Source organism: Streptomyces axinellae (assembly GCF_039532135.1).
GTDB classification, from domain to species: domain Bacteria; phylum Actinomycetota; class Actinomycetes; order Streptomycetales; family Streptomycetaceae; genus Streptomyces; species Streptomyces axinellae.
The window spans coordinates 266,505-291,385 of sequence record NZ_BAAARJ010000010.1 but is presented as its reverse complement, the minus strand read 5'-3'; the positions used below and the strand labels follow the sequence as shown (position 1 = coordinate 291,385).

The window sequence follows — 24,881 nt, the reverse complement described above, 5'->3', positions numbered from 1 at the left end:
TGGCGCATCAGGGCGTACGGCGGCTGGCGCGGGGGGCGCGAACGGGGGCCGCCGCCCTCCGGCAGGCCCTTGAGCCCGTCGCAGACCAGCATCAGTACGTTGTTCAGGCCGCGGTTCTTGATCTCGGTGAGGAGGTGCGGCCGGTGCTCGGCGCCCTCACCGCCGTCGTCGGCCCACAGCCCGAGAATCTCCCTCCGGCCCTCGGTCGTGACGGCCAGGGCCACGCATATGGCCGGTTGGCGACGCGCCGTGGCAGGTCTTCACGTGGATGGCATCGATGATGACGACCGGAAAGACTGGGTCGAGGGGCCGACTCTGCTATTCGGCCATGCTGTCGGGGACCTTGTCGGTGATGGTGGAGATGGCCTGGCGGGAGACGTCGGTGCCATAGACCTCGGTTAGGCGGGCCTGGATCTCGCCAGTGGCCAGGCCCTTCGCGGCCAGCGAGATCGTCGACAGCGGTCAGGCGCTTCTGCCGCTTCTTGACGAGCTTCGGTTCGAAGGAGCCATCCCTGTCGCGAGGCGCGGTGAATTCTACCGGCCCGACATCGGTCAGGACCGTCTTGGGCCGGGCGCCGTTGCGGGAGTTGCCGCCGTTCTTGCCTGCCGGATCGTGTGTGTCATAGCCGAGGTGGTCGGTGATCTCGCCTTCCAGGACTGACTCCAGCAGGCGCTTCGTCAGCTGCGGGGTCTCGGCCTGGGCCCGGCTTACAAGCGCGTCGATCAGCTGGTCGTCCACGGCCTTCGCGGGCTCAACGGCCTCGGGCTCAGACATTCTCACTGGTCATCGATGCATCCTCCATGACCGGGAGTTACACCGAAAGATTTGCAGCCCCTCCGGGAGCGTTCTTGTATCCGATGATCGCGTGTTTTTCGCCGCTGGAGTGGTACGTCTCGCAGTAGGGGAATCCGGCTTTTTCGAGGAGGTCGGTGAATTCATCGGCTGTGCGGTGTCGTCCCTGGGTTTCCAGATGCATGGTCAGGTTCATTGCCGAGGTGGCGAGAGGGCCTTGGCGGAGGTTGTCGAAGAGCCTGTCCATTACGAGGACCCGTCCGTGATCTTGACAGGCGTGGTGTGCCTTGCGCAGTAGTCGGAGGCAGTCGTGGTCGGGCCAGTCCGAGAGGATGTAGCCGAAGGCGATGCAGTCGCCTTGGGGGAAGTCGTCGGTGAAGAAGTCGCCGGGGGTGAAGGTGAGCCGGTCACCGAGGCCGTAGGCGGTACGTGTTTCATCCAGGTAGGGCTGGACCTGGGGTAGGTCGAACACCGTTGCCCGGAGCGTGGGTGAGGTGTGCAGCGCTGCGATGGCGAACGGGCCGCTGGCGCCGCCGACGTCGACCAGGTGGAGGGTGTCGTCCAGTCCGACGAGCGCGGCGAGTTCCCTGGAGGGGGCGAAGCTGAGGTCCCACATGGCCTTGAGGAAGCTGCGGGTGGTCTCCTCGTTGCGGTAGAGGGAAGCGAACGGCTGGGGTTCGCGGTTTTCTTCGGAATCCTTGCCGTGGCGGAGGTAGGCGTCGAGTCGCGGCGTCCTGCTCGTTGTTTCCTCTACGAGGTGGGTGATGAATCCGCCGATGTACTGCTCGTCGTCGGGGTCGAGGAAGGGCCGCATGGTCGCCGGGAGGCTGTAGTGGCCGGTGGGTGTGCGCTGGAGGACCTCGAATGCGGTCAGGACCAGCAGTACGCGCTCCAGTGTGTCTTCGTCGATGCTGAGTTCCTTGGCGATGTCTTGCGCGCGGCTTGGTCCGTCGGCCGCAAGGTGCGAGAAGACGTGGTGGCGGTCGGCCAGATGCAGAGCCGGTGTCGCGATCGCGCCGAACAGGGTCTTCTCCAGGTTTCCCGGCAGCATGAGGTCCTCCTGTGTTGCGCGGTGTCAGCTGTTGGGTGGGGTGATGGCCTGTTCTACGAGTGCGGCGAAGTGTCGGGGGTGGGTCAGGTGTGCGATGTGGCCGGCGCCTTCGATGTGTTCGTGGCGTCCGGCGGGGATCAGGTCGCAGAGGTGCAGTGCGCTCTTTTGGTGGTGGGGCAGGGAGCGGGTTCCCGAGGCTGCGAGGACGGGTGTGGTCATGGTGAGGGGGTCGAAGGGGGGCAGGCTGATGGTGGGGTCTGTCATCTCGCGGATCAGGGTGGTTCCGAGTGCGGTGAGTTCTTCGTCGCTTTGTCCTGCGGCGGGGCGGCCAAGGACGGCTTGTTGGAGGGCTTTGGCGGTCGCGGCCGGGCCCTGCTGGGATGTGTCGTCGATGAGTTGTTCCCAGGGGGCCGTGGTGGGCCACCAGGGCAGCCAGGGAAGCGGGGGTTCGAAGGCGACGACCGCCTTGACCAGATCGGGGTGCTGGGACGCCGCGGTGAGCGCCACCAGAGCGCCGTAGCTGTGTCCGGCCACGACGGGGTTGGGGAGTGTGGAGATCGCCGTGGTCAGGTCATCGACGTGGTCGGACAGTGCGGGCTGCTGCGGGGCTGTGAGTGTGCGGGAGGCGCCCCATCCGCGGCGGTCGTAGCCGACGACGTTCCAGTTGGGAAGGTGGTCTGCGACGCGGCGGAAGCTCCCGCTGTGGTCCATCGTTCCGTGGACGAATAAGACTGTGTCGGGGCCTGTGCCTTTTCTCGTGTGCCGGACCGGTCGGATCATGCGGGTGTCCTGTCGGTGAGGAGGAGGGAGGCGATCTGTTCGGGGGTGGGGGCGGTGATGAGTGCGTTGGTGTCCACGGGGGTGTCGGTCAGGGCCTCCAGGCGTTGGAGGAAGGCGGCCAGGGTGAGGGAGTCGCCGCCGCTGGTGAAGAAGTCGGAGTCGGCCTGGACTTGGCGCAGGGGGATGTCCAGGGCTTGGGCGAAGTGTTGTGCGACCTGCCAGGTCAGCCGGGAGTGTTGCCTTCGGGGCGCGGTGGTGGGGTTGTGGCAGGGGGTGGGTGCGGTGGTGGCTGTGGTGGAGGGGGCGGGGCTCTCGTTCTGAGCGTCCGGGGATTCCGTGACGGTGGCGGCTGTGGTGGGGTCGGCCTTGTCGTTCTGGGTGCGCGGGACTTCCGTGACGGTGGTGAGGGTCTGGGGCCGCATGGCGCTGTGCAGGTGGTCGGCCAGGTGGGTGTGGATCAGTTCTTCGTCGAGGTCCGGGCCGGTGGGCGTAATCAGGGCGTGGAGGCGGCCGTCTTGTTCGTGTACGTGACAGTCGGCAACACCGGGGGCGGATTCCAGGACGCGTTCGACCTCGTCGAGTTCGAGGCGCTGGCCGCGAATCTTGACTTGGCGGTCGCGTCGGCCGAGGTAGTCGAGTGTGCCGTCCTGGCGCTGGCGGCAGATGTCGCCGGTGCGGTAGAGCAGGCCGCTCGGCCGGGTGGGGGTGTGGGGGCTGCGGATGAAGCGTTCTTCCATCAGGTCCGGCTGGTTGAGGTATCGGCCGACTCCGATGCCTCCGATGCACAGTTCCCCTTCCTGGCCGGGGGCGAGGGGGTGCAGCAGGGTGTCGTCGGCGAGGTATGCCTGTTTGTTGGCGACAGGCCGGCCGATGGGCGGTCGTTCCTCGCCTGGGGTGCATTCGTGCCAGGTTGCCAGGACGGCGGTCTCGGCTGGGCCGTACAGGTTGAGCAGGCGACGTCCTGGTGCTGCCCATCGTTGCGCCCACGCTGCCGGTAGGCGTTCGCCTGCGGCTGCGGCGATGTGCAGGTCGGGCAGGGGTTGGTCGGGCAGTGCCGACCATACGGAAGGGGTGAGGATCACTGTGGTGATTTTCTGGGAGGCGAGTAGCCGGGCCAGTGGTGGTCCGACGGTGAGTTGGTCGGCCGGGGCGACGACGAGGGTGGCGCCCGACAGGAGTGCGAGTGTGAGGTCGGCGATGCAGCCGTCGAAGTTCGGGGAGAGGAATTGCAGGACTCGGTCGCCGGGTTGCAGGCCGAAGATCTCGCGCTGGGCGAGGTGAAGGTTGGTGGTCGCCTCGTGGTTGATCACGATGGCTTTCGGGGTGCCGGTGGTGCCGCTGGTGAAGACGATGTAGGCGCTGTCGCCGGCTGAGACGCCGGTCAGGGGGGTGTCCTGCGGGGAGTTGGGGGTGTGGGTGCTGGTCGTGGGGGCGGGGAAGGCTGATGCGGGGAGGGTGCCGTCGCTGATGACGAGGCGCACGTCGGCGTCGATGAGCATGGTCCTCAGGCGTTCGCGGGGGCAGGTGACGTCTGCGAGGAGGAATGCTGCGCCGGTTTTGGCGACGGCCAGGACGGCGAGGGGGAATTCGGTGGAGCGTTCCATCACTACGGCGACCGTGGTGCCTGGTTGTGCGCCCTGGTGGCGCAGCCGGTGGGCCAGGGTGTTGGCCCGCTGGTCGAGTTCGCGGTAGGTGATGGTGGAGTGGGGGTCTTGTACTGCGGGTGCTTCGGGTGTCAACTGGGCTTGCTGTTCGAAGATCTCGTGCCAGCACTGCGCGGGCGGGGGGTTGCCCGGGGGCCGCGTGGGGGTGCTGTCGTCGGGGTGGGCGTGTTCTTCGGTTGCTTGGATGGGGGTGGTGGCTTTGGCTGGTGTGGTGGGGGGGACGCGGATGTGTGCGTGGTCGAGGCAACGGGTGTTGCCGTGGAGGCCCCAGGACAGTGCGTCGGGCCCGGGTTCCGGGGCGTAGGTGGGGTATTTGGCGAGGAAGCCCTCGATGGCGAAAGTGGCGAGGCGTTCGGCGTAGCCTGCGCCTGGGCAGGCGTGGCGTCCGGTGCCGAAGCCGAGATGTTTGGGGCCGTGCCGGGTCAGGTCCAGTGTCCCGGGTGAGGTGAAGGTCTGGGGGTCGAGGTTGGCGGCGGCCAGGTGGACGAGGATGTTGTCGCCTGCCGCGATGGGCGTTCCGTGGATGCTCGTGTCGGTGGTGGCCCTGCGTGCGACGTATTGGCTGGATCCGTTGATTCGCATGGTCTCGGTGACGGCCGATGGGATCATTTCGGGGTGTGCGCGTAGTTTCTGCTGGCCGGCGGGGTCGTCGTGCAGGGCCAGCAGGGCCGAGGTGATGAGGTGGGGCAGGGTCTGGTATCCGCCGCCTACTAGGACGATGCAGTTCGCGGCGATGGCGAACAGTTCGTCATCGCTCGGTGTCCGGTCGCCCAGGGGGGCTGTCAGGGAGCTGATCACGTCGTCACCGGGGGCGTGCAGACGGTCTTGTGCTTCCTGTTGCAGTGCGGAGAGGGCCTCGGTCAGGTCCTGGTCCACTTGAGGGTCGGGGGGTGCTTGGAGCGCGGAGAGGTTGCCCAGCAGTCGTTCGTAGGCTTCGGCCCATCGGGTCAGGTCCTCTTCTCGTCCGGGCATGCCGAGGAGGAAGGCCACCAGGGCGGGGGGAAGTTTCGCGGCGAAGTCGCCGACCAGGTCCAGGACGCCTTGGGTGGGCAGGTCTTCAAGGGCGCGGTCGGCGATCTGTCGCAGGCCGTCTTCCCGGTTCCTTATCCGCTTGCCGGAGAACTGTCCGGCAAGCGCCGAGCGGATGGTGCTGTGTTGCGGGGGGTCGAGGAAGAGCATCTGTTCGTGCACCATTGCGCTCAGGGCGGCGGAGGTGTGCAGACCTCGCTCGCGCAGTGCGGCGTGGTCGTGTTCGCGTACGGAGGAGAAGCGGTCGTGGTCGCGCAGGATCTCGACTGCCTCGGTGTAGCCGGAGCACACCCAGACCGAGCCGACCTCGTCGAAGAACAGCGGACCGAGTTCGGCGATCGCGCCGATGTAGATGGACGGGTCCGCGATCACTTCTGGGGAGCTGAGCAGGTGTACTCCGTGCCGGGCGCGGTCGTATCCGGCTGGGCGCTCGGGCAGGTGCATGGCTCTCCTCCAGGTTGGCAGGGGCAGCGGGGTGGTGGGTGTGGGTGTGTTCAGCTGACGTGGCCGATGACTACGCCGTTGGCGCCGACCGCTTCGACGGGCAGGGTCTCGACCCGGGCGAAGCCGGCGTCCAGCAGCCAGTCGCGGTATTCGGCGGCGGAGTAGTTTTTGCCGCCTTCGGTCTCCACGAGCATGTTCATTCCCATCAGGGCCGCGTCTGGTGGGCCGGTGCGCTCGTCGTTGAGGAGCAGCTCGCAGATCAGTACTGCGCCGTCGGCGGGGAGGGCGGCTCGGGCCTTGCGCAGCAGTGTGCGTCCGCTTTCCTCGTCCCAGTCGTGCAGGATCATGCTCAAGATGATGGCGTCGTGGCCGCCTGGTAGGGCGGGGTCGCGGTTGAAGTCGCCTGCCATCGCGTCGATTCGGCTGTTCAGCTGGGCTTCGGTGATCTTTGTGCGTGCCAGGTCGCACACGTGGGGCAGGTCGAAGACGGTGGCTGACAGGTGGCCGAATCGGCGGCAGAGTTCGATGGGGATGGCTCCGGCGCCGCCGCCGACGTCGAGCAGTCGTGTGTGCCGGGTGAAGTCGTAGACCTCGGGCAGTGTCCGGGCGGTGAGGGTGGAGATGGAGTACATGCAGTCCCAGAACAGTTGAAGTGTTTCAGGGTCTTCGGTGTCGAAGAGGGATTCTTGTGCGCCCGGGGTCCAGGTGGTGGGGCGGTTTGTGCGCAGGGCCTCGACGATGTGCTGCCATGCGGGGTATTCCCGGGAGTCGAGGTAGCGGACGAATCCGCCGAAGTAGTAGGGCCGTCCTTTGACCAGGAATTCTTCTGCCAGGGCCGAATTGCGGTAGTGGGGACCGGATTTGTCCAGCAGGCCGAGTGAGGCGCAGCCGGCCAGGAGCAGGTCGGCCGGGCGGTGGGCGATTCCCAGGCCGGCTGACACCTCTTCCACTGTCAGCTCGCGCCTGTCGGCCAGCAGGTCGAACAGGCCGATCTCGATGGCGCCTGCGTAGCTCTTGAAACTCCAGAATCCTGTGGCGAGTTGCATCAGGGCTGTGGGCGTTGGTGGTGAGGGGTTGGGGGACAGTTCAGGCATGGTGTACTCCTCACGGACGGTTGTCGGTTGTCGGTAGTTGGCCGTTGGCAGTGGGCGACAGGGGCGTCATGTGGCCTTGACGGGGCCTGGCAGGTCTTGTGTCTACTGGGTGACCGTGCCGAACAGCGGTTCGGCCGATAGTGGCCGGAATCGGGACTGGAAGAACCGCAGCGTCGATGGCTCGTGGGTGAATTCCACCCCCGAGCGCAGTGTCTTCCGCCTCTCGTGCAGCCGGATCACGCTGTCGGCCACCACATCCATATGGCCCTGTGTGTAGGCGCGGCGCGGGATGGCGAGCCGGACCAGTTCCAAAGGCGGGTACCGGTTCTCGCCGGTGGCCGGGTCGCGGCCGGCTGACACCGCGCCCCGCTCGGTGGAGCGGGTCCCGGCGTCGAGATAGAGCGCGCACGTCAGTGTCTGCGCGGGGAACTGCTCGCGCGGTATGTGCGGGAGGAAGTCGGTCGCGTTCAGGCACACCGCGTGCCCGCCGACTGGCCGCACGATCGGTACCCCGGCTGCAGCGATCCGGTCTGCCAGGTAGGCCACTTGCTCAACACGCGTGCGGATGCTGTCCTCTTGCACCGATTCCCCGATGCCCTGTGCCACCGCTTCCAGGTCGCGGCCGGCCATTCCGCCGTAGGTGTGCAGGCCCTCGTGGACGACGACCAGATTGCGTGCCTGCTCGGCGAGGCGGGGGTCGCGTACGGCGAGCCAGCCGCCGATGTTGGCGTAGCTGTCCTTTTTCGCGGACATCGTGGCTCCGTCGGTCAGCGCGCAGATCTCCCGCAGGATCTCCGCCACGGTCCGCCCGCTCCAGCCGGGCTCGCGTTGCTTGATGAACCAGGCGTTCTCCACCGCGCGGGCGGCGTCCAGGATCACCGGGATCCCGTGCCGGTGGGTCAGCTCGCGGACCTCGTTGAGGTTGGCGAGACTGATCGGCTGGCCTCCGGCCATGTTGACCGTCGCGGCCAGGGAGACGTAGGGGATCTGTTCGGGCCCGACCTTGTCGATGAGCTGCTGCAGCTTGGTGAGGTCGACGTTTCCTTTGAACGGCAGGTCCGCCGTCGGGTCGTGGGCCTCGTCGATGATGACGTCGTGGAAGGTCCCGCCGTTGAGTTCCTGATGCTCGCGCGTGGTGGTGAAGTACATGTTGCCCGGGATGTGGTGGCCCGGCCTGATCAGGCAGCGCGAGAGGATGCTCTCCGCCGCACGCCCCTGATGGGTGGGAATCACCTCCTCGTAGCCGTAGTACTCGTGCACCGCCGCCTCGAAGCGATAGAAGCTGCGGGCTCCCGCATACGATTCGTCGCCGAGCATCACAGCCGCCCACTGCCGGTCCGACATCGCGCTGGTTCCTGAGTCGGTGTAGAGGTCGATGTAGACCAACTCGGCCGGGAGGAGGCCCACGTTGTAGCCGGCCGCACTCAAAGCCGCGGTGCGCTCCTCGGGGCTTGTCAGGCGGAGGGGCTCGATGCTCTTGATCCGCCAGGGTTCCGCGGGGTGCCGCGCTTGTGCCGGGGGCTCCATCGGCTTCGACGCATTTGATGTACCTGATGTGCTCATGGAAAGGCTGCCTCTCGACGTGGGTGGTTCTGCCTCACCGCGGCGGGCACGCCCGTCGGCGATCCCTCACGGCGGGCCGACTGTCTGCCGTCGGCGAAGACGCTGGGCACGCTGGTGGCCCGCGCACGCGCTGACGGGAAACCGCGGGCGGTTTCTGGTCAAAGAGGTGCTGGGCGGCTCGGCTCCTGGAGGGCACCGGCGGACAACGTGACCACTGTTCTCTTCCTGTCTCTGGCGGCCCCGGCCTGCTGGAGGTGCCGCGCAGGGCCGCCGTGGGTCACTTCGGCGCGCCGTCCGGTCAGCGTCCCGTCCCCGAGCACGGCTGCTGCCCCGTGAGCCGATTCGCCGGCGGGCCTTGAGCGCCGCCTGTCGGTGTGGGACCGGGTGGTCGAAGGGGGCGAGTTCGCCACGAGGTCGTGCACCGCTGCGCCATGGGACCGCCGCGCCATGGGCGGGGCAACCGGACAGGCCGACCTCCTGGCGCAGTGCGGGGTTCTTCGACCTGCCCGGTGGTCAGCTTGTGCCCATACGTCTGATGGTCGGTGCCGCATGCCGGCGCGTCACGATGCCGGCCGGGCGCCCGGTGCGGCGCGAGGTGTGGATCCGCCACGCCTGAGCTCGGTGCCGGGCGCCCGCTGGTGCGGTTCTCAGCCGGGGGCGGGGCGGGTCGGCTGAGGGCGGTGTGTCCAGCGTGCCGGGGCCTGCTATCTGTTCCATGGGTGACGGTGAGCTGTCTGGTGAATCCGGCGTCATGGCCCGTCTCCTCCCGTCGGGCGCCGCGCCCCGATCCGTCGGACGCTGCGCACCGATGACGGTGTACAACGCCAGGACAGCGGGTGCGCTGCCGGAGTGGAAGGGGCTTCCGCCGCCGGGCGCGTGAACGCGTTGAGAATTTGTTCTCTTGTGAAATCCGGGTAAGGGGCCGTCGCTGTGCGAGGTCTGCATCCTCGGCGGCGGCACAGACCTCACCGGCCGGGAGCTGCCGGGTCGTCTCCTGAGCGTCTGCGGCGCGGCCGAGGAGGCGGCCGCCTGCACCTCCGACGAGTCGGCGAATGACCTGCGGTACTCGATGGACCGGGCGAAGGCGGCCGCCCGGCTGGGGCGCCGGCCCGAACGGCGCCTGGAGGACGGGCCCGCCGGGAAGGCTGAGTGATACCGCCAATACCGCCGCAACCCTGACCCCGCAATCCGCACGCGCGCCGGATCTCCTGTTAGAGCAGGTCGGGCTGGTGGTCAGCCGGATGCGGCGGACAGGAGCACATTCACGAGCCTGTCCGCCGCATCCGGCCGTTCGCGTGAACGGGCCGTCTCCGTCAGTCCCGCCCGCCGCGCCGGGTCCGTGAGAAGCGGTCCAGGAGCGCCCCGCAACCGGTCCGCCGTGACCTCACCCTCCAGCGCGACGGCCGCTCCCGCCCCGCAAGTGCGGGCGGGGTGGCATCCGTGCGCGCCGGGCGCCCGACTGGCCCGGCAGCCCCCGGAAGGGGATCCCCGAGCCGATTCCGGACGCGCGTCACTCACACACGGCGGCTACGCGCCCGGGGAGCCCGCCCATCCGGGCCGCCGCCTCGCCACTCGGCCAGCGGCCCGCGGATCTGGCGGGAGGAATATGCCTCATCCGCCAGGGCTGCGACTGGCGTGCCGCCCCCGCCGCGTACCCCGAAGAGCCGGGCCTGCGGCAGTACGACACCTACGGCCTGGGGGACTTCTACGGACACGTCGTCGGCGCAAGCGCTCGGGACGCGAGGGTGCGCTGGTGGAAGAACTACTCCACGAACAAGAACCTGCCCGTGGACGGATTCCACCTGGATCACCACGGGCGCGGACACCTCGGCCGACTCCCGCCCCGCGCCCCTGCCTGATCACCTGGGCAGAGGGCACAGCCGTCTCAGATCTTCGGCGCCCCCCGGCTTGCGCCGCACGACTCCCTCCGGACTTGACCCGCGCCCGGCTGCCTCCGCAGAAGCCCGGCCTCTCGCACGGGGCAGGGAACGGCCGAAGCCCCGTCCGTGGGAGAGGCCGGGGGTTCTCCGGGCCCCGGGCTGTGGGGTTCTCCGGGGCCCGGGACGGGTGGATCAGCGCAGTCCGGCGAAGAGGTCGTTCTCGGGTGCGGCCGTGCCGGTGGGGTCCTGGACGCGTACGAAGGTCTCCGTGCCCATCAGTTCGCCGAACCTCTCCTTGCCCATCTTGAGGAAGAAGATGTTCTCGCCCTGACTGGCGTGCGCGGCCAGGGCGTCGAACTTCTGGCCGCTGAAGGCGGTGGTGTCCACCCACGTGGTGATCTCGTCGTCGGGAAGGCCGATCTCGGCCATCGCGACGGCCTCGGCAGGGTCCGGCTCCGGCATGTCCTCACCGAACTCGCGCATGGTCTCCCCGAACCGCCGCATCATCGAGCGGGGCATCGTGGTCCAGTACACCTTCGGTGTCAGTCCGGTCATCTCCAGCGCTGCCATCGTGATGCGGTGGGCCTGGATGTGGTCGGGGTGGCCGTAGAAACCGTTCTCGTCGTAGGTGACGACCACGTCCGGCCGGTAATGGCGCATGAGTTCCGCGAGCCGGGCGGCGCCTTCCTCCACGGGGGTCCGCCAGAAGGATCGGGGGGCGTCGTTGCTCGGCCAGCCGATCATTCCGGAGTCGGCATAGTCCAGCATCTCCAAGTCGCTGATCTTCAGGACCTCACAGCTCTCCTGGAGCTCCTGACGGCGCATCATGGCGACGGCCGCCGGATCGTGCTCGGGATCTCCCGGCTTGACACCTCCCGGTCCATCACCACAACCGCCGTCGGTACACGTCACGAGTACCGTGCGGATACCTTCGGCGGCGTACCGCGCGAGGATCCCGCCGGTCCCGGTGGCCTCGTCATCAGGGTGAGCGTGCACCGCCATAAGCGTCAACGGCCCGTCAGTCATAGATACAGCCCTCCTGCGAAAATACATCTTGGTTCGAAATATCCTGGTCCGAGACGTCTTGGGGCTGAGACGTCCCGGACCGGATACGCGGGGCCCGCGTATCCGGCAGCCCGGGTTCTCCCGGAGCGGATGATCTTGTGTTCTCCCTCTGTCCTCGCCCCTCCGCCCCCGTGCCGCGCCGGTCTCCCGGCCGTGACAAGCCTGCACCCCGGCGGGTGCAACAGCGCCGGTCCGACCCCCTATTCCCCGGGCGGCCCGCATGCCCCAGCGCCATGCCGGATCCCGTCTCCCGCCCGGCACCGGCCACGAGAAGCCGATACCGAAGCGAAACTTGAGGCCCTTGCAATGCAGGTGCAGGGCCTTGCCGCCGGTGGCCAAGTGACTGCGCAGTGGATACCGTCCGCGACGACCTGCTAACCGCCCTGCGGGACGACGACCCCGCACCCGGGCTCCACTCCGACGCGCCCCGGTTCTGGCAGGTCGCAGGTCGCCCACTGCAGCGCCGCATTGCGCGCACGCGAACGCGAGATCGCTGACGACGCGAGTCGTGGAAGAACGGCTGGATGCTCATGTCACCGCCCTTATGGACGCGCCGGGCTGAATCAAGACAACCCGGCGCGCGGACACGGCCGCACGGGGGGCGGGCCCGGTTGCCTGTCCGGGAGCGGCCCCGGTTGCCCACGCGCGCCGGGGTATCCCCGAGCACGGACCGGCTCCCGGCCAACAGCCCCGCGACACCTCTGAATCGGACGGCTACATCACACACCGCAACAGGTCGCCAAAACCTGCGCCAGAACCCGGAACCCGGAACCCGGCAAACAGTCCGGCCAAGGAGACCTGCCCAGCCGCTCGCCGAAATGCGGCACAGCCCTCAGCCGTGTGCGACATCCGCGTTCTGGATCAGGGCGCGGAATCCGGTCAGCAACGCGTTGAGGCCGACTTCGAACTCGTCGTCGCTGGTGACCTCCGCGAGGGTGTCGGCGTGCTGGACGAGCAGGGGGAGGGCTGCGGGGTCCCGGGAGCGGTACAGCAGGCGTAGGTGCCGGCTCTCTTCGGGATCCGATCTGTCCAGGCCGAGGTTGAGGTGCACCGAGCCGAGGATGAAGGTGGCCAGTGACGATGCGGCGGCGGATGCGAGGCGGGGGCTGAGGCCCGCGCCGATGAAGAGTTCGAGGGAGTACTGCATCCCGGCCAGCGAGTTGGGGCCGAGCCTCTCGGTGCCGCGGAGGAGTGAGGCCACGCCGGGGTGCCGGCGCAGGTGCTCGCGGAACAGGCGTGCGGACCACGCCGCCTTCTCGGCCCAGTCCGCCTCGTCGGGCGGAACCGAACTCGCCACGCTGAGTGCCCGATCGACCAGCAGGGTCACCAGTTCCTCGCGGTTGCGCACGTGACGGTAGAGGGACGCCTGCGTGCAGCCGAGGGTCTCGGCGATGTTGCGCATCGTCAGAGCGGTCGCCCCACGCGTGTCGAGCAGGGCCATTGCCGCGTCGAGGACGGCATCGGGGGTCAGTGATCTGCGCCGCCGCTGCCGCGCGGGTTCGCTCTCCCGGGCAAGCCACCAGGCCGCCGTGCCCGGTCTCGGTTCCGTCCGTTTGTTCGTGCGCGGGCCCTCCGGCGGCAGCTGGCCTGTCGTGGTTGTCCTCGTGGGTCCATGCATCGGGCAAGGATAGACGTGAGGCGAACACCGTTCACTTAACATAAGTTAGCGATGTTCGCTTAGTGGTTGAAGGGACCCCCATGCGCGCAGTACGCAACACCGATCAGGGCATCCTCGTGGCCGAGGCCGCCGAACCGGAAGCGCCCGGTGTACGCCTCACCGTCGCTTCGGCGGGCATCTGCGGGACCGACGTGGACTTCGCGGCCGGTGGCGTTCAGGGCTACACCTATGGTCACGAGTTCGCCGGTACCGCCGCCGACGGCCGCTGTTACGCCGTCGAGCCCACGGTCCACTGCGGAGAGTGCGCCCAGTGCCGCCTCGGCCATCCCCAGCGGTGCAGCGCCTCGGAGCACGGAACTCTCGGCATATTCCGGGACGGCGGCATGTGCGACGCCGTGACGGTTCCCCAGAACATGCTCGTCCCGCTTCCGTCCGGCCTCGACGTACGTGACGCCTGCCTCGTGGAGCCCGCGTCAGTGGCCTGGCACGGCGTCCGCAGCGCGGCGCTCGTCTCAGGGGAGCGGATGGCAGTCGTCGGTGGCGGCAGTATCGGGCTGCTGGCCGCCGCCGCGGCCCGGCAGGAGGGCTTCGACGTCGATATCGAGGTACGCCACAAGCACCAGAGGATCGCGGCGGAACGCCTCGGAGCCGGCTCGGCTGAAGGCGTCTACGACGTCGTGATCGACGCCGCGGGCAGCGGGGCCGGTCTCGCCCGCTGCGCCGAGCTGGCCCGCCCCGGTGGCCGCGTCGTACTGCTGGGCGTATACCAGCACACCGTTCCCCTCCCGGGCATCGTCAGCCTGGTCAAGGAACTCACCTATGTCCACTCCATCGCCTACGGCCGGCACGACGGCATCCGCGACACCGAGCAGGCCGCAGCACTGCTCGCCGGCAACCCCACGATCGCGCAGACGGTGATCACCCACCGCTTCTCCCTCGACGAAGCCGCAGAAGCGTTCCGCGTCGCAGGTGACCGGGCCGCCGGGGCCATCAAGGTCGTCCTTCACCCCTGACGGCACTCCTGCCACTCACCGCCTGGTCGGAGCCATCGGCGGCATCTGCAAAAGGTCAAGCCGGCGCTTGGGCTTGGAGGTCCAGGCGGAGGGTGCGGAAGGCACCGACGGCGGTGACGGGGATGACGCGGTGGGACCAGCCTCGCCAGGTCCGGCCACGACGTAGCCCAGGCCACGCTCGGCCACTCCGGTGCCGCCCGCGGCGAGCGCTCCGGCCGCGGACCCGGACTCCCCGCCGACCGGGCCCGTCCGGCCGAAGCGCGCCCCGGGCCGGCTCACGGTCCGCGCCAGATGTTGGCGAAGGCCGCCTTTTCGATGGACCGCCTCTGGCGTACGGCCTCCAGTTCCGTCACCGCGTCCTGGACGACGGCCACCACGACGGTCGCCGCCTCGTCATCGAGGCCGGGCCCGTCCTCGGACCGACCGGCGTCGATGCCGACGACCGAGGCGAGAGCGGCCAGGACGGGGTCCTCCCTCCAGCGGTCGGCCCGGTGCGCGGACGCGTCGACGGGTTCCATGTGTTCCGGGCCGAAGGGCAGCCGGCCGCTTCGCTTCCGCGTCAGCTCACCGTCCTCCTCCAAGGCGGCCTGATACGTGGCCGAGAGGTCTCTGCCCCGGCGCCAGAGCCAGTCCTCGATCCGCTCGTAGGGTGCCTGCCGAGTGAGCGCTGCCGCAGCCTCGCCCAACAGCCGGTCATCGAGCATCGGCGATCCGGCCGGCACGATGCGGTCGCCGTCCACGGCAGCCGTCCCCGCACCGATGAGGTCGATCAGCTCGGCTCCGGCGAGCGCGAGCGACAGGTCACCCTGTCCCACGGAATGTTCCGGGTCCATGGCGACGATGAACAAATCCTTCGCCGTGGTCATGAACGGCTCCCCTCGGAGGCATCGACAAAGGTGCGTCCCCTACCGGCCCGGCTCACGTTCGGGGCCGTGCTGACGGCGGGGATACGGGCACGGCCAGTATCGCCCGGCCGCGCGGTCGAGGCGTTCCGCGGGGCGGCGGGAGTCGGACCGTACGCACGACCGGATGCGAGACGGATTCCCGAGCGGGCAGTGGCGTCGGGCGAGTCGGGCGGGGTGCTGGGCCCAGGAGCCCGGTTGCCGGTCGCCGACTGCCAAAAGGGGAAACCGGCCCGGTTCGCGCGTCTTCTGGTCCGCTGTGGCGCCGATGCCATCACGTGGTCCCGCAACCAGCCATCGGACCACGGGTGGCCACGGTTCCCTTCGCCGCCGTGGCGCCATCCGTCCGCGCCCCTTGCGAGGCCGCGTAGCCGGATTCCGCGTCCGGGCACCCCGCGCCTCCGCGCTGTCGCCCCGGCACGGGGCTGACCAGCGGGTCCGGCACGGGGAGGTGATGCCGCGCCCGCATCACCTCCGGGTTGCGGGGCCGTGTGCGCGTGCTCGTCGCGTCGCCGGTCCCGGCGCCGTCCTCGGTCCGCTCCCGCCCGGCGGGGCGAGGGCGCGCCGGAAGATCCCTGCGTGAAGTCGCTGCACGACCCTTGCCAAGGCAAGTTAGTACGTGTTCGGATTATCTCTGTCGGGAAGCACTCCCGGCCGACATCCGCGCTGGTCACAGCCCCTGTCCAGGGGTGATTCGCGCCTGCGCCCAACCCTCTCCGCCGTTCTTCCGTGCCGCGTGACTCACGTCTGCCCGGACACACCCCTGGAGGGATCCCTCGTGTTTGACCTGTCTTCCGTCGATCTCCTGGACGCCTTCACCCGCGAGCTGCGGCTGTGCAAGGTCTCGGACGGTGAGCATGTCGTCGTCCTGTCCGAACCCAACAGCCGCGGCGACTACGTCGCCGCGGCCTTCGGCGCCGCCAAGTCGCTGGGGGCGCGCGTCATCTCGGCGACCGTGCCCGGCGGCAGCCCGGCGCCGATGCCCAGCACGCACACGGGTGCCGGGCCCGGGCTGGCCTCCGTGCTGGAGGACACGGCTGCCCAGGACCTGCTGAAGTCGGCCGACCTGGTCGTCGACCTCACCCAGGAGGGCTTCATCCACGCGCCCGTGCAGCAGGAGATCCTCCGGGCCGGGACGCGGATCATCTTCGTCTGCGACGCGCCGGACGTGCTGATCCGCAACCTGCCCAAGGAGAGCGACAAGCAGCTCGTGCTGCGCGAGACCGAGCTGCTGAAGTCCTCGCAGGTCATGCGCGTCACCTCGGCGGCCGGCACCGACTTGACCGTGCAACTGGCCGGGTCGAAGCCGGAGTTCCAGACCGGGTTCGCCGACGACCCGGGCCGCTGGGACCACTGGCCGAGCACGATGGTGCTGTGCTGGCCGGAGATCTCCGACGGGCGGATCGTGCTGGCGGAGGGCGACATCCTGCTGCCGTTCAAGGAGTACGTGCACACCCCGGTCACCTTGCACATCGCGGGTGGTCACATCGAGAAGGTCGAGGGCGGTGCCGAGGCGCGGATGCTGGAGACCTTCTTCGAGGACGCCGATGACCAGTGGGGACGCTTCCTCTCGCACATGGGCTGGGGACTGATGCGCTCCGCCGACTGGTTCGCCACCGCGATGTACGGCAAGGGCGACCTGATGGGCATGGACGCCCGCGCCTTCGCCGGCAACTTCCTGTGGTCGACAGGACCGCACCCCGTGCTCGGCCGGGAGTCCTATGCCCACCTCGACATCGCGATGCGCGGCTGCACCGTCGCGGTGGATAGCACCGAGGTGGTCGTGGACGGCGAGCTGACCGACCGCTGAGGAATCCGGCACGCCCCCGACGGGCGGCCGGCAGCGTATCCCGTTCGAACACGCCAGGAGGAGAACCGCGTTGGCGCCCAGTCAGTCGTTTGAAGCCACCATCGTCGGCGGAGGTCTCGGCGGTCTCACCGCCGCGCTGGCGCTGCGGCAGCGCGGGGTGCGGGTCACCGTGCTGGAGCAGGCGGACCAGCTCGGTGAGGTCGGCGCGGGTATCCAGACCGCGCCGAACGCCAGCCGGCTGCTGCTCGGGCTCGGCCTGCGCAGCCAGTTGGAGGCCATCCACACCGAGCCGCTCGATCAGGTGCGGCGCCGCTGGAAGGACGGCAGCATCGTCGGCCTGACCCCGCTGGGCCGGCACTGCAAGGACACCTACAACGCGCCGTACTGGCACTACCACCGCGCCGACCTGCACCGCGTCCTGATGGATGCCTGCACCGACCCCTCGGGCGCGGGCCCGGTGGTCACGCTGCGTACCAGCAGCCGGGTGACCGGGCTGGACCGCGGTGACCCGCTGCGGCCGGCCGCGGTCACCGGGGACGGGCGGCGGTACGCGGGCGATGTGCTGATCGGCGCGGACGGCATCCGATCGCGGGTGCGGGACCTCATCGGCGCCGAGGACACCCTCGAATTCTCCGGAGAGATGTGTTATCGCGCGCTGATCCCCGGGGACTCCATCGCCGCCGATCCCGCGACCCGCTGGCTGGTGGACCGTTTCCAGTCCACGATCTGGTACGGCCCCGACCGGCATCTGGTCCACTACATGATCCGGGGCGGCGAGTTCCTCAACATCGTCGCCATCGTCCCGTGCACCGAGGAGGTCGCCGAGAAGTGGACGGTGCCCTCCTCGCCCGAGGAGCTGGCCTCCGCCTTCCCCGGGTGGGACGACCGGGTTCCGGCGATGCTGTCCAAGGCCGCGCACGCCGGGGAGGGTTCGGTCTCCTGCTTCGCGCTCTACTACCGCCGGCGCGACCCGGTCTGGCAGGACGGCCGGGTGGCGCTGCTCGGGGACGCCTGCCACGCGATGCTGCCCTACCAGGCGCAGGGCGCCTCACAGGCGATGGAGGATGCCGCCGTGCTGGCCGAGGAATTGGGCACGGTCACCGCCGGCGGAATCGAGCAGGGGCTGCGCCGCTATGTGGACCGGCGGGCCAAGCATGCCGGGATGGTGCAGGAAGCGTCACTGCGCAACAAGACCTTCTACCACTACCCGGACGGCCCTCAGCAGGCCGAGCGCGATGCGCTGCTGCGGGGCGGATTCACCGGCGAGTCCGACGTCTCCTACGACTGGCTGTGGAGCGGCACCCCGCTGCGTGACCCCGACATGACCGCGTTCTCCTACCAGTTCTCGCACTGACCCATCCCCCACGCCGACCCGACCCCCTTTGGAGCGAGCGCGTGAAGACAGGCGATCAGATTGTCCAGGAACTCCCGTGGAGATGGGGAGTCCAAGGAAAGATCTTCATCATCGGTGGCCTCGGCTACCTGTTCGACGCATGGGACATCGCGCTCAACGGCTTCCTGATGCCGCTGCTGGGCAAGGAGTTCGACCTCGGTCTCAGCGCACGCGGCTTCGTGGCGACGGCGAACCTGGTCGGCATGGCGGTCGGAGCCATCGTCTGGGGCGCCATCGCGGACCGGATCGGCCGGAAGAAAGCGTTCAGCGCCACGCTGCTGATCTTCGCGGTGTTCTCGGTGCTGGGCGCCCTCTCCCCCGACTACGGGATCTTCCTGCTCTTCCGCTTTCTGGCGGGGGTCGGGCTCGGCGGCTGCATACCGGTCGACTACGCGCTGGTGAGCGAGTTCTCGCCGAAGAAGTACCGGGGGCGGATCCTGACCGCGCTGGACCTGTGGTGGCCCATCGGCGTCACGCTGTGCGGGCTGGTCGCGACCGTGCTGATCCCCCTGGCAGGCAACTGGCGCTGGATGATGGGCACGATGGTGCTGCCCGCACTGCTGCTGTTCTGGGTGCGGCGCGGGGTGCCCGAGTCGCCCGTCTACCTCACCAAGAAGGGCCGGGAGGTGGAGGCGCGGGCCGTCATCGACGACCTGGTGGCCGCCACGGGCGCCGCGCCGGAGCCCTACGGCATTCCGCCGGCGCCGCCTGAGCCCACCGCCCCCGACGGGCGCCGGGCCGGCGGACTGCGGGCCGGCGTCGAGCAGTTCCGGCTGCTGTGGCGCTACAGCCCGCGGATCACCTCGGTCGCCTGGCTGCTGTTCGTCACCATCATGCTCGTCTACTACGCGGCGCTGACCTGGATGCCCTCGATCCTCAAGGAGGAGGGCTACGGCGACACCGCCTCGTTCACCGGCACCACCTTGATGAGCGCCGTCGGCATCGCCGGGGTCCTCGCCTCGACGTGGCTGGTGGACGTGGTCGGGCGCAAACGCCTGATCGGCTTCTCCGCGCCGGTGGCCACGGCGGCGCTGGTGGGCTTCGCGCTGGTGCTGGAGGTCCGCACGGCGGCGATGATCGGGATCGCGGTCTTCGGTTTCCTGATCCAGCTCACCATCCCGGCGCTGTACGCGTATGTCTCCGAGCTGTACCCGACCACGCTGCGCGCCAGCGGCTTCGGCTGGGCCTCGTCGGTGAGCCGGATCAGCACCGGTTTCGCCCCGATGCTCTTCGGCTCGCTGATGTGGCCGCTGCTGGGGCTGCCGCTGACCTTCGCGGTGCTCGGCGTGGTCGTCCTCGGCGCGGTCGTGTGGATGGCGGTCGCGGCGCCGGAGACCAAGGGCCGGGAACTGGACGCGGTGGAGACCGCGCCGGGGCAGGGTGTGGAGACCGCGCCGGGGCAGGGTGCCGAACCCGCCGCCCCTCCCCCTCCGGACGGCAGCGGCACACCGCCCGTACCCACCACCCGGACATGAGTGCCGCCCGTATGAACGCCGCGGACCACGGCGCCGCCCGTACGCACCACCCGCGCGGGATGACGGCGCGGACGACGAAGGAGGGCCCTGGGTCATGAAGCCCGCCCCGTTCACCTACCACCGGGCCCGGGATCTGGCGGGTGCCGCCGGGCTGCTGGCCGAGCTGGCGGCGGCCGGCGGCGAGCCGAAGGTGGTCGCCGGCGGCCAGAGCCTGGTCGCGATGATGAACTTCCGGCTCGCCCGGCCCGGCCACCTGGTCGACATCAGCCGCCTCGACGGGCTGCGCGGCCTGCGGACCGACGCCGAGGGCGCCTTGCACATCGGGGCGCTCACCACTCACCACGAGGTGGAGACCGCGCCCGACGCGCTGCTGGGACCCGGCTTCACGGTGCTGCGCACGGCAATGCGCTGGGTCGGCCATCTGCCGATCCGTACCCGCGGCACCGTCGGCGGCAGCATGGCGCACGCCGACGCCACCGCCGAGTGGTGCCTGCTGGCGGTGCTGCTGGACGCGGTACTCGTCGCCCACGGGCCGGCCGGCGAGCGCCGGATCGGCGCACGGGACTTCTTCCTCGGCTACTACACCACCGCGCTGGAGGAGGACGAGGTGCTCACCGAGGTCGTCTTCCCCTCCCCCGCGCCGTACGCGGCGCTCACCGAGTTCGCACAGCGGCACGGCGACTTCGCGACCGTCGCCGCCGCCGTCGATGTGGACCTGGCGGCCGACGGCCGCACCGTGTGCGGCGGCCGGGTCGCGCTCGGCGGGGTCGCGGCGCTGCCGGTGCGGGTCCCGGAGGCCGAGGCGGTGCTGGCGCAGGGCGGCAGGGCGGGGCCGGCGCTGTACAAGGCGGTGGCCGCTGCGGCGGCCCTCGCCATCGACCCGCCCGGCGACGCGAGCGGCAGCGCGGAATACCGGCGAGGGCTCACCCGCACCCTGGTGGCCCGGGCCTGCGAGGAGGCGGTCTCACAATGAACGGCGGAAACCACGGCGGAAACGAAAGCGGGCACCCGCGCGCCGGCGACGGCGCGCGCCTCGTGGGGACTTCGGCGCGGCGGCGCGAGGACCCGCGGCTGCTGACCGGCCGCGGCTCCTTCACCGACGACCTGCGGCTCCCCGGAATGCTCTTCGCCCAGTTCGTGCGGGCCACGATCGCCTCCGGCATCGTCACCTCGCTGGACCTGTCGGCGGTGCGCGAGGTGCCGGGGGTGGTCGCCGCGTTCGACGCCGAGGACCTGGCGCTGGGCGACATCACGGCGCGGCTGGGGCGGCCGGCCGAGGAGTTCGTGCCGACGGGCATGCCGGTGCTGGCCGGCGAGAGGGTGCGTTTCGCTGGGGAGCCGCTGGCGGTCGTGATCGCCCGGGATCCGTACGCGGCCGAGGACGGCCTGGAGGCGGCGAAGGTCACCTACGACGCGCGTACCGCCGTCGTCGATGACGCCCAGGCCCTGGCCCCCGGCGCCCCGCTCGTGCACGAGGAGGCGGCGGCCAACACCCTGCTGGATGTGTCGATGTTCGCCTCCGCAGGTATCGACGAGGTGTTCGACGAGGCGGCATGCGTGGTGCACGTCGAGACCCGTACAGGACGGCAGAACGCCCTTCCGCTGGAGACCCGGGGCGCGGTGGCCGCCTGGGACGACCGCGAGCAGCAGTTGGTGGTGCGCACCTCCACCCAGGTCCCGCACCAGGTGCGTACCGTCGCGGCCCGCTGCCTGGGCCTGGACGAGCGGGCGGTGCGGGTGCTGGTGCCCGACATGGGCGGCGGCTTCGGCCTCAAGTGCGTGGTGGGGCGCGAGGAGATCGCCGTGGCCGCGGCGGCGCTGCGGCTCGGCCGGCCGGTGAAGTGGACGGAGGATCGCAAGGATGCCCTGACCGCCTCCTTCCTGGCCCGGGAGCAGCACTACGACGTGCGGGCCGCCTTCGACGCGGAGGGCAGGATCCTGGGCCTGGACGCGGACATCGTCTGCGACATGGGCGCCTACTCGTGCTATCCGTTCACCGCCGGTATCGAGCCCCTGATGGCGTCGGCGGAGATGCCCGGTGTCTACAAGGTCCCCTCCTACCGGGTGCGGGCCCGCGCGGTGACGACCAACAAAGCACCCAGCGCGCCCTACCGGGGGGTGAGCCGGCCGCAGTACGTGATGGTGGTGGAGCGCCTCTTCGAGCGGGCCGCGCGGGAGCTGGGCATGGATCCGGTGGAGATCCGGCGACGCAACCTCATCACCGACTTCCCCTACACGGGCGTCAACAACGTCACCTACGACCCGGGCTCCTACCTGGAGTCGCTGGACCTGTGTGAGCGGACGCTGCGCGAAGAGGGCTGGTACGAGCGGCGAGACGCCGCTTTCGCCGCCGAGGGCCGCCATCTGGGGATCGGCTACTCCTGCTTCAGCGAGCGCACCGGATACGGCTCCACGGCCTTCGCACAGCGGAAGATGGAGGTTGTTCCCGGCTTCGACATCTCCGAGGTCCGGATGGACACCACCGGCGCTTTGACCGTCACCACCGGCACCATGAGCCACGGGCAGAGCCATGAGACGACGATGGCCCAGATCGCCGCCGACGAGCTGGGGCTGGAACTGGCGCGAGTCCGCGTCCACCAGGGCGACACGGAGCGCATCACCTACGGCTGGGGCACCTTCGCCAGCCGCTCGATCGCGGTCGGCGGCAGCGCGGTACGGCTGGCGGCGGCCAAGCTCGGCGAGAAGCTGCGGCTGATCGCGGCGGCGCACTGGGGCCTGGCGCCCGACCAGGTGGAGCTGGCCCGGGGCGGGGTGCGCCGCGCGGACGGCGGCGGGCGGATGAGCCACCGGGAGATCGCCGACATCGCCTACCTCAAAGCGCACCTGCTGCCCAAGGGGGTGGAGCCCGGCCTGGCGGCGACGGCGTCCTTCGACGTCTTCAACGACGGCACCTTCTCCAACGCCACCCACGGCGTCGTCGTCGAAGTGCACGAGGGCACCGGGCAGGTGGAGATCCTGCGCTATGTGTGCGTGGAGGACTGCGGTGTGGCCATCAACCCGCAGGTGGTGGAGGGCCAGTGCCGGGGCGGTATCGCCCAGGGCATTGCCGGAGCGCTGTTCGAGCAGGTCACCTACGACGCGCAGGGCGAGCCCTCGGCCACCAGCTTCATGGACTACAAGGTGCCGACCGCGCTGGAGATCCCCGACATCGGCATCCAGCACCTGGAAACACCCTGCGCCTTCACCGAGACCGGCGCCAAGGGCGCGGGCGAGGGCGGCACGATCGGCGCGCCCGCCGCGGTACTGAACGCCGTCAACGACGCGCTGCGCCCCACCGGGGTGGAGCTGGACAACACCCCCATCACCCCCGAGACCGTCGCGAGCGCACTGGAGCACGCCTGATGCCGGAGATCACCCATCAGCCGCCGGACCAGAACCTGTTGAGCCTCACCGTGAACGGCGAGCGGCACGAGGTCCTGGCCGAGTCGCGGCGCACCCTGGTCGATGTGCTGCGGCACGACCTGGGCCTGACCGGCACCCATGTGGGCTGCGAGCACGGCATCTGCGGCGCCTGCACGGTGCTGGTGGACGGGGCGCCGGCGCGGGCCTGTCTGATGTTCGCCGCGCAGGCCGAGGGCTGCGAGATCCGTACGGTCGAATCGCTCGGCGAGGGCCCGGACGGACGTGAACTCGGGGATCTGCAGCAGGCGTTCACCGCGCACCACGCACTCCAGTGCGGCTTTTGCACCCCGGGCTTCCTGATGCTGGCCGAGGGTGTGCTGGCCGCGCGGCCGGAGGTCACCAAGGAGGAGATCCGCGAGATGGTGGCCGCGAACCTGTGCCGGTGCACGGGCTACCAGACGATCGTCGAGGCGATCGACGACTGTGCCGCCCGGCGCCGGGCGGCGATCCGCGAGGAGGGTTCATGCAGCTCAACAACACCGTCCCGGTGAAGGCACCCCCCGGGGAGGTCTTCACGCTCGTCAACGACGTCGAACGGGTCGTCTCCTGCATGCCGGGCGCCGCGCTGGAGGGCCGCGACGGCGACGCCTGGCAGGGCAGGGTGAAGGTCAAGGTCGGCCCGATCACCGCGGCCTACGCCGGCACGGTCCGCTTCGTGGAGGTGGACGAGGAGCGCCGTACGCTGCGGGTCCAGGCGCGCGGCGCCGATACCCACGGGAGCGGTGACGCGGAGGCGGCGGTCCGGCTGGAGGTCGCGGAGACGGCCGAGGGCTCGGAGCTGCGGCTGGAGACGGATCTGGTGATCCGGGGCAAGATCGCGCAGTTCGGCAAGGGCGCGGTGGCCACGGTCTCGGACAAGATCCTCCAGCAGTTCGCCCGCAACCTGGGCACGCTGCTCGACCAGGACCGCGCGCGGCAAGCCACACCGGGAGCCGCCCCCGGACAGGAGGCGGCGCAGGGCGGTGTCCACGCGCCGGGAACCGGCTCCGGAGCCGTACCCGCGCCGGCGGATGCCGCGCAGGCCCCGCGGACGCGGCCCCTGCCCGCCCTCGCGGCGCAGTCGGCGGGTCAGGACGAGCTGAACGGGCTGTCGATGATCGTCGGTCCGGCGCTGTCGAAGTACGGTCCGGTCGTCGGCGCCTTCGCCTTCGGGCTGTTCGAGGGCTGGCTGCTGGGCCGGGTGCCGGCCCGCGAGAAGCAGGCGGGCAGGTGCGGCAGGTGAGCGCGTACGGCACCGAGACGGACAGCACCTACGAGCGGGCCGGGTTCGGCGCGCCGGTGCGGCGCGGCACACGTCCCGCGCTGATCGTCGTGGACCTCACCCGCGGCTTCACCCAGGACACCTTCCCCACCGGCTCGGACCTCACCGGCGTGGTGGAGGCCACCTCGGCGCTGGTGGCCGCCGCGCGGCCGGCCGGGGTGCCCGTGGTCTGGACGGCGATCTCCTACAGCCCCGCCGAGGCGGCCGGCGGATCGGTGACCTGGCTGGCGAAGGCCACCGGCATGCGGGCACTGGTGGCGGGCAGCGAAGCGGTGGAGCTGGATCCGCGGCTGCCCCGGCGACCGGAGGACCTGCTGGTCCTCAAGAAGGGGGCCTCGGCGTTCTTCGGCACCTCGCTCGCCGCCTCACTGACCGGGCTGGGCGTCGATACGGCGCTGGTGTGCGGGGCGACCACCAGCGGGTGCGTGCGCGCCACGGCGGTGGACGCGGTGCAGTCCGGGTTCCCCGTGCTGGTGCCGCGCGCGTGCGCGGGCGACCGCGCCCAGGGGCCGCACGACGCGGCCCTCTTCGACATCCAGGCCAAGTACGGCGACGTGATCGGCCAGGAGGACGCACTGGAGTATCTGCGCCGACTCCCCTCCCCCAGCTGATATCGGACCACC

Annotated in this window: 17 protein-coding genes and 1 pseudogene; 9 read left to right on the top strand and 9 right to left on the bottom strand. The window is 70.0% G+C overall.

Going from position 1 to position 24,881, the window contains the following annotated elements; all coding sequences use genetic code 11:
- Positions 1-56: 56 nt before the first annotated feature.
- The 8 genes and pseudogenes from ABD339_RS17420 to ABD339_RS17380 form a co-directional block, all read right to left on the bottom strand.
- Positions 57-775, bottom strand: a pseudogene (locus ABD339_RS17420) (IS256 family transposase); the annotation flags it as partial.
- Positions 776-812: 37 nt separating this feature from the next.
- A complete protein-coding gene (locus tag ABD339_RS17415; protein WP_344567029.1) occupies positions 813-1,844 on the bottom strand; it encodes a methyltransferase in 1,032 nt (343 codons plus the stop codon).
- 24 nt (positions 1,845-1,868) lie between these two features.
- Positions 1,869-2,624: an alpha/beta fold hydrolase gene (locus tag ABD339_RS17410; RefSeq protein WP_344567027.1), complete on the bottom strand. Its 756-nt coding sequence runs from the start codon at positions 2,622-2,624 to the stop codon at positions 1,869-1,871.
- A complete protein-coding gene (locus ABD339_RS17405) occupies positions 2,621-5,761 on the bottom strand; it encodes an amino acid adenylation domain-containing protein (RefSeq protein WP_344567026.1) in 3,141 nt (1,046 codons plus the stop codon). The genes ABD339_RS17410 and ABD339_RS17405 overlap by 4 nt, the downstream gene beginning before the upstream one ends.
- Before the next feature lie 50 nt (positions 5,762-5,811).
- Positions 5,812-6,855, bottom strand: a complete 1,044-nt coding sequence (locus ABD339_RS17400; protein WP_344567025.1) for a methyltransferase — start codon at positions 6,853-6,855, stop codon at positions 5,812-5,814.
- Positions 6,856-6,957: 102 nt separating this feature from the next.
- On the bottom strand, positions 6,958-8,382 hold the full coding sequence (locus tag ABD339_RS17395) for a tryptophanase (protein ID WP_344567061.1): 1,425 nt from the start codon (positions 8,380-8,382) through the stop codon (positions 6,958-6,960).
- 2,108 nt (positions 8,383-10,490) lie between these two features.
- Entirely contained in the window at positions 10,491-11,324 is an 834-nt protein-coding gene (locus ABD339_RS17385; protein ID WP_344567023.1) for a PIG-L family deacetylase, read from the bottom strand.
- Between the two features lie 871 nt (positions 11,325-12,195).
- Positions 12,196-12,981 (bottom strand): TetR/AcrR family transcriptional regulator, encoded by a 786-nt coding sequence (locus ABD339_RS17380; RefSeq protein WP_344567021.1) that lies wholly within the window; start codon positions 12,979-12,981, stop codon positions 12,196-12,198.
- An 80-nt stretch (positions 12,982-13,061) separates the two neighbouring features.
- Here ABD339_RS17380 and ABD339_RS17375 point away from each other — a divergent pair, with 80 nt between their 5' ends.
- Complete coding sequence (locus tag ABD339_RS17375; protein WP_344567019.1) at positions 13,062-13,994, top strand: zinc-dependent alcohol dehydrogenase; 933 nt, start codon at positions 13,062-13,064, stop codon at positions 13,992-13,994.
- Between the two features lie 275 nt (positions 13,995-14,269).
- Here the strand turns inward: ABD339_RS17375 and ABD339_RS17370 are convergent, their stop codons facing one another.
- Positions 14,270-14,860 carry a GOLPH3/VPS74 family protein gene (locus ABD339_RS17370; protein ID WP_344567017.1) on the bottom strand — a complete coding sequence of 197 codons (591 nt, stop codon included), beginning with the start codon at positions 14,858-14,860 and terminating at the stop codon, positions 14,270-14,272.
- A gap of 814 nt (positions 14,861-15,674) precedes the next feature.
- Here ABD339_RS17370 and ABD339_RS17365 point away from each other — a divergent pair.
- From ABD339_RS17365 to ABD339_RS17330, 8 genes are all read left to right on the top strand, one after another.
- Positions 15,675-16,706 carry a 2,5-dihydroxypyridine 5,6-dioxygenase NicX family protein gene (locus tag ABD339_RS17365; RefSeq protein ID WP_344567015.1) on the top strand — a complete coding sequence of 344 codons (1,032 nt, stop codon included), beginning with the start codon at positions 15,675-15,677 and terminating at the stop codon, positions 16,704-16,706.
- Positions 16,707-16,776: 70 nt separating this feature from the next.
- Positions 16,777-18,060, top strand: a complete 1,284-nt coding sequence (locus ABD339_RS17360; protein WP_344567013.1) for an FAD-dependent monooxygenase — start codon at positions 16,777-16,779, stop codon at positions 18,058-18,060.
- A 41-nt stretch (positions 18,061-18,101) separates the two neighbouring features.
- Positions 18,102-19,574, top strand: a complete 1,473-nt coding sequence (locus ABD339_RS17355) for an MFS transporter (protein ID WP_344567011.1) — start codon at positions 18,102-18,104, stop codon at positions 19,572-19,574.
- A 94-nt stretch (positions 19,575-19,668) separates the two neighbouring features.
- A complete protein-coding gene (locus ABD339_RS17350; RefSeq protein WP_344567009.1) occupies positions 19,669-20,547 on the top strand; it encodes an FAD binding domain-containing protein in 879 nt (292 codons plus the stop codon).
- Complete coding sequence (locus tag ABD339_RS17345) at positions 20,544-22,937, top strand: xanthine dehydrogenase family protein molybdopterin-binding subunit (protein WP_344567004.1); 2,394 nt, start codon at positions 20,544-20,546, stop codon at positions 22,935-22,937. The genes ABD339_RS17350 and ABD339_RS17345 overlap by 4 nt, the downstream gene beginning before the upstream one ends.
- Positions 22,937-23,488: a (2Fe-2S)-binding protein gene (locus ABD339_RS17340; RefSeq protein WP_344567003.1), complete on the top strand. Its 552-nt coding sequence runs from the start codon at positions 22,937-22,939 to the stop codon at positions 23,486-23,488. The genes ABD339_RS17345 and ABD339_RS17340 overlap by 1 nt, the downstream gene beginning before the upstream one ends.
- The gene (locus ABD339_RS17335) at positions 23,461-24,219 is read left to right on the top strand and encodes an SRPBCC family protein (RefSeq protein WP_344567002.1); all 759 of its coding nucleotides are present in this window, start codon (positions 23,461-23,463) and stop codon (positions 24,217-24,219) included. Before ABD339_RS17340 ends, ABD339_RS17335 begins: the two co-directional genes overlap by 28 nt.
- A complete protein-coding gene (locus ABD339_RS17330) occupies positions 24,216-24,869 on the top strand; it encodes an isochorismatase family protein (protein WP_344567000.1) in 654 nt (217 codons plus the stop codon). The genes ABD339_RS17335 and ABD339_RS17330 overlap by 4 nt, the downstream gene beginning before the upstream one ends.
- The last annotated feature ends 12 nt before the right edge of the window (positions 24,870-24,881 follow it).